At 67.9% G+C, this 13,395-nt stretch carries 13 protein-coding genes and 1 pseudogene; all 14 read left to right on the plus strand.

Annotated elements, in window-relative coordinates; genetic code table 11:
• Positions 1-2 precede the first annotated feature (2 nt).
• Positions 3-530 carry a TRAP transporter small permease gene (locus tag ACOGXI_RS17105; protein WP_419940012.1) on the plus strand — a complete coding sequence of 176 codons (528 nt, stop codon included), beginning with the start codon at positions 3-5 and terminating at the stop codon, positions 528-530.
• Complete coding sequence (locus ACOGXI_RS17110; protein ID WP_419940013.1) at positions 527-1,810, plus strand: TRAP transporter large permease; 1,284 nt, start codon at positions 527-529, stop codon at positions 1,808-1,810. The genes ACOGXI_RS17105 and ACOGXI_RS17110 overlap by 4 nt, the downstream gene beginning before the upstream one ends.
• A gap of 140 nt (positions 1,811-1,950) precedes the next feature.
• Positions 1,951-3,012, plus strand: a complete 1,062-nt coding sequence (locus ACOGXI_RS17115; protein WP_419940014.1) for a carboxypeptidase regulatory-like domain-containing protein — start codon at positions 1,951-1,953, stop codon at positions 3,010-3,012.
• An 89-nt stretch (positions 3,013-3,101) separates the two neighbouring features.
• A complete protein-coding gene (locus tag ACOGXI_RS17120; protein WP_419940015.1) occupies positions 3,102-3,758 on the plus strand; it encodes a carboxypeptidase regulatory-like domain-containing protein in 657 nt (218 codons plus the stop codon).
• 89 nt (positions 3,759-3,847) lie between these two features.
• Positions 3,848-4,123, plus strand: a complete 276-nt coding sequence (locus tag ACOGXI_RS17125) for a hypothetical protein (RefSeq protein WP_419940016.1) — start codon at positions 3,848-3,850, stop codon at positions 4,121-4,123.
• 333 nt (positions 4,124-4,456) lie between these two features.
• Positions 4,457-4,717 carry a hypothetical protein gene (locus ACOGXI_RS17130; protein ID WP_419940017.1) on the plus strand — a complete coding sequence of 87 codons (261 nt, stop codon included), beginning with the start codon at positions 4,457-4,459 and terminating at the stop codon, positions 4,715-4,717.
• 302 nt (positions 4,718-5,019) lie between these two features.
• A pseudogene (locus tag ACOGXI_RS17135) lies at positions 5,020-5,268 on the plus strand (TRAP transporter large permease subunit); the annotation flags it as partial.
• Positions 5,269-5,407: 139 nt separating this feature from the next.
• A complete protein-coding gene (locus tag ACOGXI_RS17140; protein WP_419940018.1) occupies positions 5,408-6,409 on the plus strand; it encodes a carboxypeptidase regulatory-like domain-containing protein in 1,002 nt (333 codons plus the stop codon).
• Entirely contained in the window at positions 6,406-7,443 is a 1,038-nt protein-coding gene (locus ACOGXI_RS17145; RefSeq protein WP_419940019.1) for a carboxypeptidase regulatory-like domain-containing protein, read from the plus strand. The genes ACOGXI_RS17140 and ACOGXI_RS17145 overlap by 4 nt, the downstream gene beginning before the upstream one ends.
• A gap of 41 nt (positions 7,444-7,484) precedes the next feature.
• Entirely contained in the window at positions 7,485-8,594 is a 1,110-nt protein-coding gene (locus ACOGXI_RS17150) for a carboxypeptidase regulatory-like domain-containing protein (protein WP_419940020.1), read from the plus strand.
• A gap of 189 nt (positions 8,595-8,783) precedes the next feature.
• Positions 8,784-9,302, plus strand: coding sequence for an RNA polymerase sigma factor (locus ACOGXI_RS17155; RefSeq protein WP_419940021.1), 519 nt, complete (start codon positions 8,784-8,786; stop codon positions 9,300-9,302).
• A 2-nt stretch (positions 9,303-9,304) separates the two neighbouring features.
• Complete coding sequence (locus tag ACOGXI_RS17160) at positions 9,305-11,416, plus strand: anti-sigma factor family protein (RefSeq protein WP_419940022.1); 2,112 nt, start codon at positions 9,305-9,307, stop codon at positions 11,414-11,416.
• A gap of 48 nt (positions 11,417-11,464) precedes the next feature.
• Positions 11,465-11,668, plus strand: coding sequence for a hypothetical protein (locus ACOGXI_RS17165; RefSeq protein ID WP_419940023.1), 204 nt, complete (start codon positions 11,465-11,467; stop codon positions 11,666-11,668).
• A gap of 1 nt (position 11,669) precedes the next feature.
• Entirely contained in the window at positions 11,670-12,758 is a 1,089-nt protein-coding gene (locus ACOGXI_RS17170; RefSeq protein WP_419940024.1) for a BF3164 family lipoprotein, read from the plus strand.
• The last annotated feature ends 637 nt before the right edge of the window (positions 12,759-13,395 follow it).

Genomic DNA, 13,395 nt, shown 5'->3' on the forward strand with positions numbered 1-13,395 from the left:
TCATGCTGAGGACGGGCGTTCGGCGCTTCCTCGAGGGAGCGGTGCTCGTCCTGCTGGCGTCGCTCGCCGTGGTCGTCGTGGTGGGGGTCGGGTTCCGGAAGGCGGGAGCGGCGCTGGTCTGGTACGACGAGGTGGCGTCGATCCTCCTCGCGTGGCTCACCTACTACGGGGCGGCGCTCGCGGCGCTGCGCCGGGCGCACATCGGCGTGCCCACGCTGGCCCAGCGCCTGACCGGGCGCGCGCGGGTCGCCGTCGTGCTCGTGGCCGAGGGCGCGATCATCGCCTTCTTCGCCGCCGTCGCATGGTCGGGTTGGCAGGTCGTCCGCGTGCTCGAGGGGACCACGCTCGTGAGCCTGCCCTCCGTGCCCGCCGCGCTGGCGCAGTCCGTGATCCCCATCGGCGCCGTCCTCTTCATCGTCGCCCAGCTTCTGGGGCTGAGGGACGCGCTTTCCCCGGAGACCGCCCGCTCCGACGAGACGGTCTCGGCCGGTGAAACGGCCGGCGAGGCGACCGGGGAGGACGAGCCGTGACGTTCCTCATCCTCTTCGTCGGCCTGCTGATCCTCATCGCCCTCGGCGTCCCGATTGCGGTCGCGCTCGGAATCGTGGCGCTCGTCGCCATGCTCGCCTCGGGCGGCGTCGCCATGCTCCCGAACGCGGGCCTCGTCCTGTTCGACGGGGCGACCTCCTTCCCGCTCATCGCGATCCCCCTCTTCATCCTCGCGGGCGCGATCATGAACGCGACCGGCATCTCGCGCCGGCTCATCGCCTTCGCCTCCGCGCTCGTCGGGTTCATCCGCGGCGGCCTCTCGATGGTCGGCATCTCCGCCTCGCTCTTCTTCGCGGAGATCTCGGGCTCGGCCGTGGCCGACGTGGCCGCCCTCGGCTCCATCCTCATCCCGGCCATGAAGAAACGCGGCTACCGGACCCCGTTCGCCGCGGCCGTGATGTCTTCCTCGGCCACGCTCGCCGTCATCATCCCCCCGTCCATCCCCATGATCCTGTACGGCGTCATGGCGGAGGCCTCGGTCGTCGAACTGTTCGTCGCCGGCATCGTGCCCGGGGTGCTCGGCGGCCTGCTCCTCATGTTCGCGGCCTGGCTCTACGCCCGCCGCCACGACTTCCCCGTGGAGGGACGGTTCGAACTCCGCCGCGTGTGGACGACGGCGCGCGAGGCGGGGTGGGCGCTTCTCCTGCCCGCGATCATCCTGGGCGGGATCTTCAGCGGCTGGGTCACGGCGACCGAGGGGGCGGGGCTCGCCGTCATCGCGTCGCTCGTCGTGGGCGGGCTCATCTACCGCGAACTCGACCTCGCCCACCTGCGCGAGGCGATGCTGGAGGGCGGCGTGCAGACGGCCGTCGTCATGCTCCTCGTCGCGACCTCCGCCCTGCTCGGCGACTACCTCACCGAACAGCGGCTGCCGCAGCAGGTCGCGGCCGGGATCATGGGGTTCACCGAGAACAAGTGGCTCATCCTCGCGCTGCTCAACGTCTTCTTCCTCGTCATCGGCCTCTTCCTGCACTCGGCCGCGGCGATCATCCTCGTCGTGCCCATCGTGATGCCGCTCGTGCGCGCGGCCGGGATCGACCCCGTACACTTCGGGCTCATCGTCACCCTCAACCTCGGGATCGGCCAGCAGACGCCGCCGGTGGCGAGCGTGCTCGTGACCGCCTGTTCGGTCGCCAAGGCGGACATCTGGGAGGTGAGCAAGGTCAACCTCCGCTTCATCGCCGTTCTCGTCGCGGTCCTCCTGCTGGTCACGTACGTGCCGGCGATCCCTCTCGCCCTGGTGAACGTCTTCTACCACTAGCGTCTCGAACCGCTGATGTGACGTTTCTTCGCCCGGCCCCATCAACAAGGATGGAGACATCCGCTTCGGCGCGTGCAACGCGGGAAAGGGGCAAGAAGACCATGCGGGTTGGAGTGAGACGTTCAAGTAGATGCTTCAATTTGCTTCGGTCATACCGGACGCTCGTTACGGTGCTCGGGTTGTTGGCCGCCGGGGGCGCGGATCTGACGGGCCAGGAGCCGGACTGCGGTGCGCGCGGCGTGCTCCGGGTGGTGGTGCTCGACCAGTCCGGCTCGGTTCCGATCCCCGGGGCGACGGTCGTCCTGCGCTGGACCGAGGCGGAAAGCGCGCGAAGGCCGGTGCGCGAGGACGCCGGACCCGACGGGCAACTCGTCCTGTGCGCCCCGCGCGACGCCCGGCTGGCCACGGTGTGGGCCGAGTTCGGGGATGCGTCGAGCGACGAGGCGGTGGTTCCCATCGCCGCCGGGGCGTCGCGCGAGGCGAGACTCCTGCTGCACCTGGGCGAGCTGCGTACGGGGCGCCTGATCGGCGAGGTGCGCGACGCTCTCACGGAGAACCCCGTCGCGGCGGCGGCGGTGTCGGTTCAGGGCCGGGCCGAGGTGGCCGAGACCAACCGAATGGGGCGGTTCATCCTGAGCGGCGTCCCGGTGGGCGTCCACGAGCTTTCGGTGCGGCATCTGGGGTATGCGCCCCTTGCCCACGAAGTGACGGTGTCGCGCGGCATCACGACGGAGGTCGAGGTCGGGCTGGTTCCGGAGCCCGTGGAGATGGCGCCGATCGTGGCCACGGCGGCAAGGTCCCGCCGGCTGGAGGTCAAGGGGTTCTACGAGCGAAAATACTGGGGCGAACTCGTCAGCGGAGGCATGTTCTTCACCGCCGCCGAGATTGAGCGTCGCAACCCCGTGCTCATCTCGCACATGATCGCCGACGCGCCGGGGATCCGTCTGGAGTGCGGCCTTCGGCGTACAAAATGCAGACTCGTCAACGCTCGGGGGACGTCCGGGTTCGAGCCGGGCGGCTGCCTGATGGGCATCGTGCTTGACGGCACGAGACTGCGCGTACGAGAAGGGGACACGATTGACGACTTCGTGAAGCCGGTCGAAATCGCGGGGCTCGAGATATACCGGGGACCTGCATCCCTTCCCGGGGAGTTCAGCGGTTCGGACTCCGGGTGCGGCGTCGTCGCCATCTGGACGAAGTAATCCCGCCGGAAGGCCGTGGCGGAGGGGATTGAATGAGATGTTCGCGTAGATGCTCCGACTTCCTTCGGTCATACCGGAAGGCCGTTGCGGTGCTCGGGCTATTGGCCGCCGGGGGCGCGGATCTGACGGGCCAGGAGCCGGATTGCGGCGCGCGCGGTGTGCTCCGGGTAGTGGTCCTCGACCAGTCCGGCTCAGTTCCGATTCCCGGGGCGACGGTCGTGCTGCGCTGGACCGAGACGGAGAGCGCGCGAAGGCCGGTGCGCGAGGACGCCGGACCCGACGGGCAACTTGTCCTGTGCGCCCCGCGCGACGCCCGACGGGCCACGGTGTGGGCCGAGTTCGGGGATGCGTCGAGCGACGAGGCGGTGGTTCCCATCGCCGCCGGGGCGTCGCGCGAGGCGAGACTCCTGCTGCACCTGGGCGAGCTGCGTACGGGGCGCCTGATCGGCGAGGTGCGCGATGCTCTCACGGAGAACCCCGTCGCGGCGGCGGCGGTGTCGGTTCAGGGCCGGGCCGAGGTGGCCGAGACCAACCGAATGGGGCGGTTCATCCTGAGCGGCGTCCCGGTGGGCGTCCACGAGCTTTCGGTGCGGCATCTGGGGTACGCGCCCCTTGCCCACGAAGTGACGGTGTCGCGCGGCATCACGACGGAGGTCGAGGTCGGGCTGGTCCCGGAGCCCGTGGAGATGGCGCCGATCGTGGCCACGGCGGCAAGGTCCCGCCGGCTGGAGGTCAAGGGGTTCTAGAGCGAAAATACTGGGGCGAACTCGTCAGCGGGGGCACCTTCTTCACCGCCGCCGACATCGAGCGCCGCAGGCCGGTTCTCATCTCGCACATGATTGCCGACGAGATGGGAATCTACCTGGACTGCGGTCTAAGGCAGTCCAGTTGCAAGCTGCTGAACAGGCGGGGCTCCTCGAGGTTCGTACCCGGTGGCTGTGAGATGAGCGTCTGGGTCGATGGCGTTAACATCGGAAAGGGAGGACCTGACAGCGTTGTGAGGCCGGTCGAAATCGCGGGGCTCGAGATATACCGGGGACCTGCATCCCTTCCCGGGGAGTTCAGCGGTTCGGACTCCGGGTGCGGCGTCGTCGCCATCTGGACCAAATAGCCCACGAATGATCGAGTCCGGCGAAGAGAAGAGACTGGCTCGCGACGGAGCGGCGAGTGACCGAATGGGCCGTCGGTCTTGTCGTAATCCTGGACGAGTCCGGTGCGGTGGTGTTGCCCGGGGCCACCGTGGTCCTACGCTGGACCGACGCGGAGCGGATGCCGCTCCGGGAGGCGGTCGATGCTAATGGCCGCATCGTTGTATGCGTTCCGCGGGATGCGACGCGGGCGGTGCTGTGGGCTGAATTCGGGGAAGATTCGAGCGGACAGGCGGTCCTGATCGGACTCGCAGCCGAGGCGGATCGCGAGATCCGGCTTCGGATTCTCGGTGGAGATGGAGCCGCTGGTGGCGACGGGGACGCGGTCAAGGCGCTTGGAGATCAAGGGGTTCTACGAGCGCAGGCATTGGAGCGAACTGCTGGGTCTGGGCACGTTCATCACCGCCGCTGACATCGAAAGGTGGCGGTCCAGTCGTGTCGATCATGTGGTGACGAACCAAGTGGGAGGGATAGTGTACAAGGGTCCGGCGTCGCTCTCGGCCGAGTTCGGCGGATCGAGTTCCCGTTGCGGAGTCGTCGTGGTCTGGACGAAGTAGCGTCGAACTGTCTTCCGTCGGGAATCCACTTCTGGCGGCCGATGTGGTGAGGATCTCCGCCACTGAGAGCCTGCCGCGGTCGTGCAACGCCCTCAGCCGCCCCACCGCCGCATCCACCGGCTGCCGCCGCAGATCGGCTGCGATGTCGAGGACGGTGACGACGTGGCGGGAGACCTCTGCGTGCTCCGTCTCGTCGCCGAAGGAACCGGCCATGCCGTAGCAGCCGGCGGGGATCGCTTCGATCTCGAGGTTGGGGATCGCGCGGAGGACCTCCGGCGTCTGGCCGTCGGCGCCGAACGCCTCCGCTCGTGCGCGCGGCGGGGATCGACCCCGTACACTTCGGGCTCATCGTCACCCTCAACCTCGGCATCGGCCAGCAGACGCCGCCGGTGGCGAGCGTGCTCGTGACCGCCTGTTCCGTCGCCAAGGCGGACATCTGGGAGGTGAGCAAGGTCAACCTCCGCTTCATTGCCGTCCTCGTCGCGGTCCTCCTCCTCGTCACGTACGTGCCGGCGGTTCCCCTCGCCCTGGTGAACGTCTTCTACCACTAGCTAGCTAGGGTCTCGAACCGCTGATGTGACGTTGTTCCCAGTCGCGCCGTCTTGGGGCCGAGCCTCGCGTTCGAGTGTGCCGCGAACCTCCGTGCCACGAACCTCGACGAAAGCGCGCACCATGGTCGGAGCCAAACCTGTGGCTGTCGTTTCCCTTGTCCTTCTCCTCGGGGCTTCGCCCAAACCCGTGCTGGGGCAGGAGGAGACGTGCGGGGAACGCCCGTCTCTTCAGGTCACGATCCTTGATGAGTCCGGCGCGATCGCCCTGCCCGGGGCGATGGTGGTGCTCTACTGGTCCGACGTGGAGGAGAGCCCGCTGCGGGAGAGGGCCGGGCCGGACGGCCGCTTCTTTCTCTGCGCCCCCGCCGAGGCCCGAAGTGTGACGGTGTGGGCGGAGATGGGCGACGAATCGAGCGAGCAGGCCTCCGTGGCTCTGGCGCCTGGAGAGGCGCGGGAGGTCGAACTCCGAGTGCTCCTGACCGCTCCCCGCCGAGGGCGCCTCATCGGACGAGTCTATGACGCGATGACGGAGCGTCCCGTGGCCACGGCTGCCGTATCCGTGTCCGGTCACGCGCACGAGTCCGCGAGCAACCGACAGGGCCATTTCGTCCTAGGCGACCTGCGGCCCGGCGCGCGTGAACTGGTGCTGCGACGCCTCGGCTACGCCACGCTCCGTTATCCGATCGAGGTGATGGAGGATATCACGACCGAAGTGGACATCGGTCTGGTACCGACGCCCGTCGAGATGGAGCCGATCGTAGCCACCGTCGCGCGACTGCGCCGGCTCGAGATCAAGGGGTTCTATGAGCGGAAGTACTGGGGTGAGTTGACCGGGAACGGTTACTTCTTCTCGCCCGAGTACATCGAGCGCTGGCGACCCAGCAACGTCCGCTACCTGGTGGTGAGCAACGTACCCGGGATTACCTGGAAGGGGCGCAACCGGCGCATGGGCCAGGGGTTCGGAAGCTTGACGTGCAGGATGTCGATTATCGTCGATGGGTTTGCGTCGGGCGGCGCGTGGACAGGGATTCCGGCGTCGCAGATCGCCGCTGTCGAAGTGTACAAGGGCCCGGCCACGCTGCCGGCGGAGTTCGGGGGGTCCGCCGCGCGCTGCGGTGCCGTCGTGATCTGGACGAAATGAGGCGAACACGACTCGCCGTTCTCGCGCTCGCCGTCGGGGCCGGTCCGATTTCGGCCCTGCAGGCTCCGGAACTACCGCTGGAGAACTGCGGCGACCGGGCTTCGCTTCGCGTCGCGGTGCTGGACGAATCCGGGACCATCCCCCTGCCGGGCGCCACCGTGGTTCTCCGCTGGAATGAGGCAAGGCGCAGGCCGGTGCGTGAAGCCGCCGATACGCAGGGCAGCTTCTTCCTTTGCGTCCCTCGTGACGCAAAGGAGGCGACGGTCTGGGCCGAGTTCGGAGACGCGTCGAGCGAGCAGGCGGTCATCGCCCTCGAACCCGGGGAAGTACGTGAGCTGGAACTCCGGGTCCTCATGGGGACGGTCCGTTCGGGGCGAATCATCGGCCGGGTTTACGATGGCGCGACTGGTGATCCGGTCGCCACCGCCGCCGTATCGGTTCGGGGTCGTGCCAGGCAGGCAGAGAGCAACCGGCGTGGCGGGTTCATTCTGTCCGGCGTCCCCGAAGGGCAACACGAGTTGGAGGTGCGACGCATTGGCTACGCCTCCCTTGGCCACCCTGTGACGGTGACGCGCGGGCTCACCACGGAAGTCCGGATCGGGCTGGTGCCCACGCCGGTTGAAATGGAGCCGCTCGTCGCGACCGTGACGAGATCTCGCCGCCTGGAGATCAAGGGGTTCTATGAGCGAAAGCTGTGGGGTGAACTCGTGAGCGGAGGCACGTTTTTCACCGAAGCCGACATTGAGCGTCGTCGGCCGCAGCGCATCAGTCACATGATCGCCGACATGTCTGGAATCAGGTTGGGACCAGGCGGGAAGTTCCAAAGTACGAGATTCTCGGCCGGGTTCTCCGGCGATGGCTGCTACATCAAGACCTTCCTCGACAATGTCGATGTGAGCGAGATTCCGATCGACTCCGTCGTGCTGCCCATCGAGATCGGCGGCGTCGAGATATACAAGGGCCCGGCATCGCTACCGGCCGAGTTCGGCGGCTCCGATACACGCTGTGGCGCCATCGTGATCTGGACCAAGTAGCACCTTCGGCGCGTGCAACGCGGGAAAGGGAGAAGAAGATCATGCAGCCGACGACCCGTCGCTTGCTCCTCGGCGCAACCTCGATAGCGGCGCTTCTTGCCTTCGGCGCCGATCCGGCCGCGTCGCTTCAGGCCCTGCCATCGCAGGACGAAGAGTGCGGGGAGCGGGCCTCGCTGGCCATCACGGTGACGGACGACTCGGGGCTGATTCCGATCCCCGGGGCCACGGTCGTGCTGCGGTGGACGGATGCGGTCCGCAGGCCCGTGCGCGAGGAAGTGGATGGCGACGGCCGGCTCCTCGTCTGCGTTCCCAGGGACGTCTCGCAGGCCACGTTGTGGGCAGAGTTCGGCGACGCTTCGAGCGAAGAGGCCGTGGTTGCCCTCGAACCGGGGGCTGCACATGAGATCCAACTCGGGCTTCTGTTCGGGGAGACGACGACGGGACGTGTCGTAGGCCAGGTGCGTGATGCCCGGACCCACCGGCCCGTGGCCGCCGCCGAGATCTCGGTCGCGAGCCGTGCCGACGTCGCGCAAAGCAACCGGACGGGCCGGTTCGTGCTCAGCGGGCTGCCGGTCGGCGAGCACGAACTCTCGTTCCGGCACATCGGGTTCGCGCCGCTGACGCACTCGGTGACCGTCACGCGGGGCCACACCACCGAAGTCGATGCGCGGCTGTCGCCGGACCCGGTGGAACTCGAGCCGCTCGTGGCCACGGCCACGCGACCCCGCCGGCTGGAGATCAAGGGGTTCTACGAACGCAAGTACTGGGGAGAGCAGGTCGGCGGCGGCACCTTCTTCACGGCCCAGGACATCGAGCGGCGCAATCCCGTCCGTATCACGCATATGATCGCGGACGCACCCGGGGTCCGGCTCGCGGACTGCACGCTCCGCGGATACGGATGCAAGCTGTACAGTTCCAGGGGGTCGACGGGATTCGCGTCCGGGGGGTGTCTCATGAACGTGTACCTGGACGGCAACCTCGTGGTTCGGGAGAGCGAAGCCCGCTGGGGCCGCCCGCCCGAGTCGATCAACGATTTCGTCCTGCCCGTCGAGATCGCGGGGATCGAGGTGTACAGAGGAGCCGCGTCGCTCCCTGCGGAGTTCTCCGGCTCCGACGCCCGCTGCGGCGCCGTCGTGATCTGGACGAAGTAGGCCCGACTCCGTCCCGTCCCGCCTGATCCCGGTCGTCGCCCGGCGGCCATCGGGGATCCTGCCCTTGTAAGGTTTCTCCGCCTCGCGGCATCAAGGGAATACAGGCCGGACATGCGTCGACGAATCTGGCCATGCATCCGGGCACGGAAGTGACGAAAGGAGTCGGGAAGAGACGCTGATGAACCTGTGGTGATCGAGGTAAATCGAGAGGGGCGGCTGGTCCGACGGGCCGCGTCCGGGGATCCCGAGGCTCTCCACGCTCTGTACGAGGAGCATTCGGACACGGTGTTCGCCGTCGCGTACCGTCTTACCGACTCATCCGCCGATGCGAAGGACGTGCTGCAGAACGTCTTCGTCCAGTTGCCCGGCGCCCTTGAGACGTTCGATCAGAGGAGTTCGCTCGGCACGTGGCTGCGCGTCGTGGCGACGCGATCGGCCCTGCAGTTGATCCGGGCGCGCCGACGGCGTCGCGAAGTTCCCTTCGAGCATGACCTGTCGAGCCGTCCCCCTCCCATCCTGGACACGATCGCGCTGGAGCGGGCTCTGGCCGCCCTGCCGGACACGCTCAGGACGGTGGTCATTCTGAAGGAAATCGAAGGATACTCCCACAAGGAAATAGGCGAATTTCTTGAGATTGCGCCCTCGGCGTCCATGGTCCGGCTCTCACGGGCCAGGGCCTCGCTGCGGGCCGCGCTGGGAGAAACGTAGACATGCATATCGACTATTCGACGCTCAGCGCGTTTGCCGATGGCGATCTCGACGCGGCGATGTCGGAGGCCGTCAGCACACACCTTCGCACGTGCGTGAAGTGCCGCGGAGAGATCCAGTTCATTCGATCGCTCGGCGATGGGCTCAGGGCGCTGCAGACGCCGTTGGCGCCTCGCAACGCCATCGACGGAATCTGGCCCGAGGAACGGGAGGCCACGCGGATCCTCGGGCTGCCGCTGAAGCAACGCCAGCCCGTGCGGCGAGGGCCGTTGCTCGCGCTCGCAGCCGGTGTGGTGGGGCTGATGGCGGCGGCCCTCGTCCTCACCTTCGGCGCGGATCGCGCCATGGCGGGCTCCAGTTCGCTGACGCTGGAACGGGCCGACCGCGGAGCGATGACGCTTCGCTACGAGACCATCTCCCCGCTGGCGGCGGAGAGCCGCGTGCGCGCGCGGATCCGGTACTGGGTTCCCGACTCGCTCGAATTCTCGCAGAACGAAGGCGGCTTCAGCGAGATCGAGCTTGGGCGGGAAGCTCCCGGAAGATTCGGCGGGGTCGTCGACCTGCCGCCCGGCGCCGTCTACGCGGCCGCCACGGTCGAGGACCTCGAGGGGAGCCACGTCGACACCGATTTCGGCCGGTTCTGGGAGTATCTCGAGACCGACGAGGCCGGGCGCCCGACCCTGGAATCGCGGCGCTACCAGATCCTGGCCGCCCTGGAGTTCAACGCCCCCCGGGCCGCCGTGCTGGCCCGACGGGCCTCGGAAGAGTTCCCGGAGCAGCCCCTGTTCTGGTTCTGGCGCCTCTCCTTCGACCTCGCCGCCCTGCCGCCGGCGTCGATCGACACCCTGCTATCGACCCATGCAGCGCGTCTCGATCTCCTGGCTCGTGCCGCCCGGGAACGGGATCCGGGGCCGGTGGAGATCGAGGCGCTCGTCCGCTACGCGAGACTTCTCGACCGCGCGGACCTTGCCGGTTACTGGCAGAGCGTTCTCGGCGTGCGCCATCCCCGTCACGGCGCGACCGCCATGATCCGCATTCAGGACATCGTCCTTTCCCGGATTTCGACCGAGGAGAAGCTGGTTGCGCTCGAAGACGACTGGGAGAGCGTCGGGGCCGAAGCCACGGCGCAACTCGGGTTGCGATACTCCTACGAGTTGGCGGACCCGACGCTCACGGAGCGATGGCTGGACCGGTACGAGACCGGTTCCTGGGGACGCGGTCCGAGCGCCGATGCGGTAGTGGCGCGAAACCTGATGGACGTCCCCGCCCTGTGGGACCTGGCCGAACGCTGGATCGTCGACCGCCTCTCGGACAGCCGCGACTGGGTCGGCCCGGCACGTCGCCTCGATGAGTCGCGTTACAACTTCGAGGCGCAGACTCGGCGGAACCGCGCGCGCCTCTACCTCGACCTTTCCCGCATACGCCTCGGTAACGGCGACCTGGCGGGCGGGATCGACGCATTGGAGCGATCGGTCGAGGAGACATGGGATCCACGGGTTTTCGCGCGCGCCGCCGAGATCCATCGCTCGCTGGGTTCCGAGGTTCGTGCGACCCAACTGATTTCGCTGGCGCGGGCGGATCCGGTGGCGCCCCTCGAGCCGTATCTCTCGGCCGGCGGCGATGCGGGACCGCCTGGACTCACCGATACCCAACGCGCTGCGGCGCGGGCGGCCATGCGGGAGCGGGTCCTGGCGGGGCTGCTGGACGAGTACACCAGCCTGGACGTGCCCCTCAGGACTGAGACCGGCGCCGGCACAACCCTCGAACGAGCGGTGCGTGCCGCTCGGGCGGATCCCGGCGTAACGCTCGTCCTCCACACCATCCAGCCGGACCTCGTCCCCGCTGAGGCGCTTGCACTTCTCAGCTTGAACTCCGACCGACTGGATTCGGCAGGAGTCGGGACGGTATTGGTGAGCGAACAGCCGGACCCATCGCCGAGCGACAAGCCGGGGACCGAATTCCGCTTCCACTACGACCCGGACCACAAGGTGTGGACTGAACTCCGGGCGTGGCGCGAGTTGCAGTACTTCGTCCTGGATGGCAACGGCAGGCTCCGCCACCGCGGAGAAGACCTGGAGACCGCACTCCGCATTTCACTCGTGCTCGCGATGTAACGCGTCACGCCTTTCCCGACTCCATACCAACCCAAAAGGAGACGAAAGATGACCCGAAGGAGCCTGCTTGCAGCGACCATGATCGCGCTGGCCATGACCATCATCCCGGTTACTCGCGACGCCGAGGCGACCCTCGGCGTGGGACTGTCGACGGCGGCGTGCGCCGAGGGCGGCTGCGGGTACTGGAATCCGCTCATGGACTGCATGTGCCCGGACATCCAGATACCCAACTACACGCCGCGCTGCGCATAGCATGCTGCGTCCCGCCCGCACCCTGTTGCGCCGCCCGGCGATCTGGCCGCTCGTCGTCGCCTCGGTCTGGGCGTGCGGCCCCGCGGATGGAGCCACGGTTCCAGGCCACGAGCCCCCGGTCGTGCTCGCCGCCGAGACCGCGTTCTCGGACGATGCCCTGGGGTGGATCGTGGATCTCGCAGTGGTTGGCGACCGGATCGTCGGGCTCGACGCAATGCTCGATCCGAGCGTTCATGTGTTCGACCCGGAGAGTCTGCGTCGCCGCGGTTCCTACGGCCGCAGGGGCGACGGCCCGGGCGAGTTCAAGGACCCCGAACAGATCGTGCCCGGGGCTCCGAACGCGTCTGGCGAAGTGTTGATTCTGGACGGCTTCCATCAGCGCCTGACCCGGCTGCGCCTGGACGCGATTGAAGCGGGTGTCGTAACGGACCCGCAGACGCTCTCCATGGATGGTCCCAACGCCGGGTCGCTCGTCCGCGCCCCGGATGGCCGGTGGTTCGCCGGGGGCTGGATCACGGAGGGGCGGGTCGCGAGCTACCGTCCCGACCGCAGCTACGATCGTACGATCGTGGGATTCCCGGCCGATGCGAAAGCAGCCGGAATGACGCTCGCGCAGGCGTACGAGAGCCGCGTGGTGGCCCACCCCGACGGGGGTCGCCTGGCCGCCGCGACGCTGCTCGGGGGATTACTGGAGATCTTCGACTACGAGGGCGTTCTCATCGCTCGCGCCGCGGTGCCCGACCCCTTCCGCCCCTCGTTTGAGCGGGGGAACTCCCGGGGCGACAAGCCGGTGATGTCAGTGGGCTCCGAGACCCGGTACGGGTTCACGGACGTGGCGGCGACGCGGCGCTATGTATACGGCCTCTTCTCCGGCGGGAGGGTCTTGGAGGAAGGGACGCCGTGGGCCACGAACGAGGTGCAGATCTACACGTGGGACGGCAAGCTCGCGAAGACCCTGTACCTGGACAGAACGGTGCATGCCGTCACCGTGGATGACTCGGATACGTGGCTGTACGCGAGCGGAGCGGAACCCGGCCCGTGGGTCGGTCGTTTCCGACTCCCGGAGCCCGGGCCTGACGACGCAACGTAAGGTTTCGCAGGCCTGCGGCATCCATGTATCAGGAGCACCCTTTTTTCGTGCGAATTCCGTACCGAACGACAAACCCGAAGGAGAGAGACATGCGACGTAACCACCGGCGCGGCGTCATCCGTCTCGGTTAGACGCGCGCGCACGACGGCTCCCCACGGAGCCACGCAAGGCACACGGCGGGCCTGCTCCGATCACCCGGGGCGGGCCCGCCGTGCGATGGGGCGTGCCGCCGCCGGCCGGGGGGAATTCCGTCGATGTCCGCACCCTCCACGCACCGACGGCGATCTCGTCGTCGACGTTGGCCAATCGGCGGAGGGCGCCCTGCTCTCGCCGATGGCATCTTCCGAAGCATCCGCTCCCCTATTGTGTTGCCAGAAATCCACTTAGCGATCAAAAGGACCCTCGTTCGTCTAACGGCGGATCGCGCTTCGCGCTTCGCTGGCGTGACGTTTGGCCCCTTCGTGGCATATGGAGGGTATGAGCAAGTACCTGCGTTTACCGAAACGCGCCTGCGGCGTCTGGCGGTCGAGGTTGCAGCCTCCCGCCCGGCACCGGCGAGACCGGAGGCAAGAATGCCCATTCACGATGACGGACGGAGATTCCCGTCGCGCCAACCGCGGAGTCTACGACGGTCGGT

This window comes from Candidatus Palauibacter sp., assembly GCF_965208055.1.
Lineage (GTDB): Bacteria > Gemmatimonadota > Gemmatimonadetes > Palauibacterales > Palauibacteraceae > Palauibacter.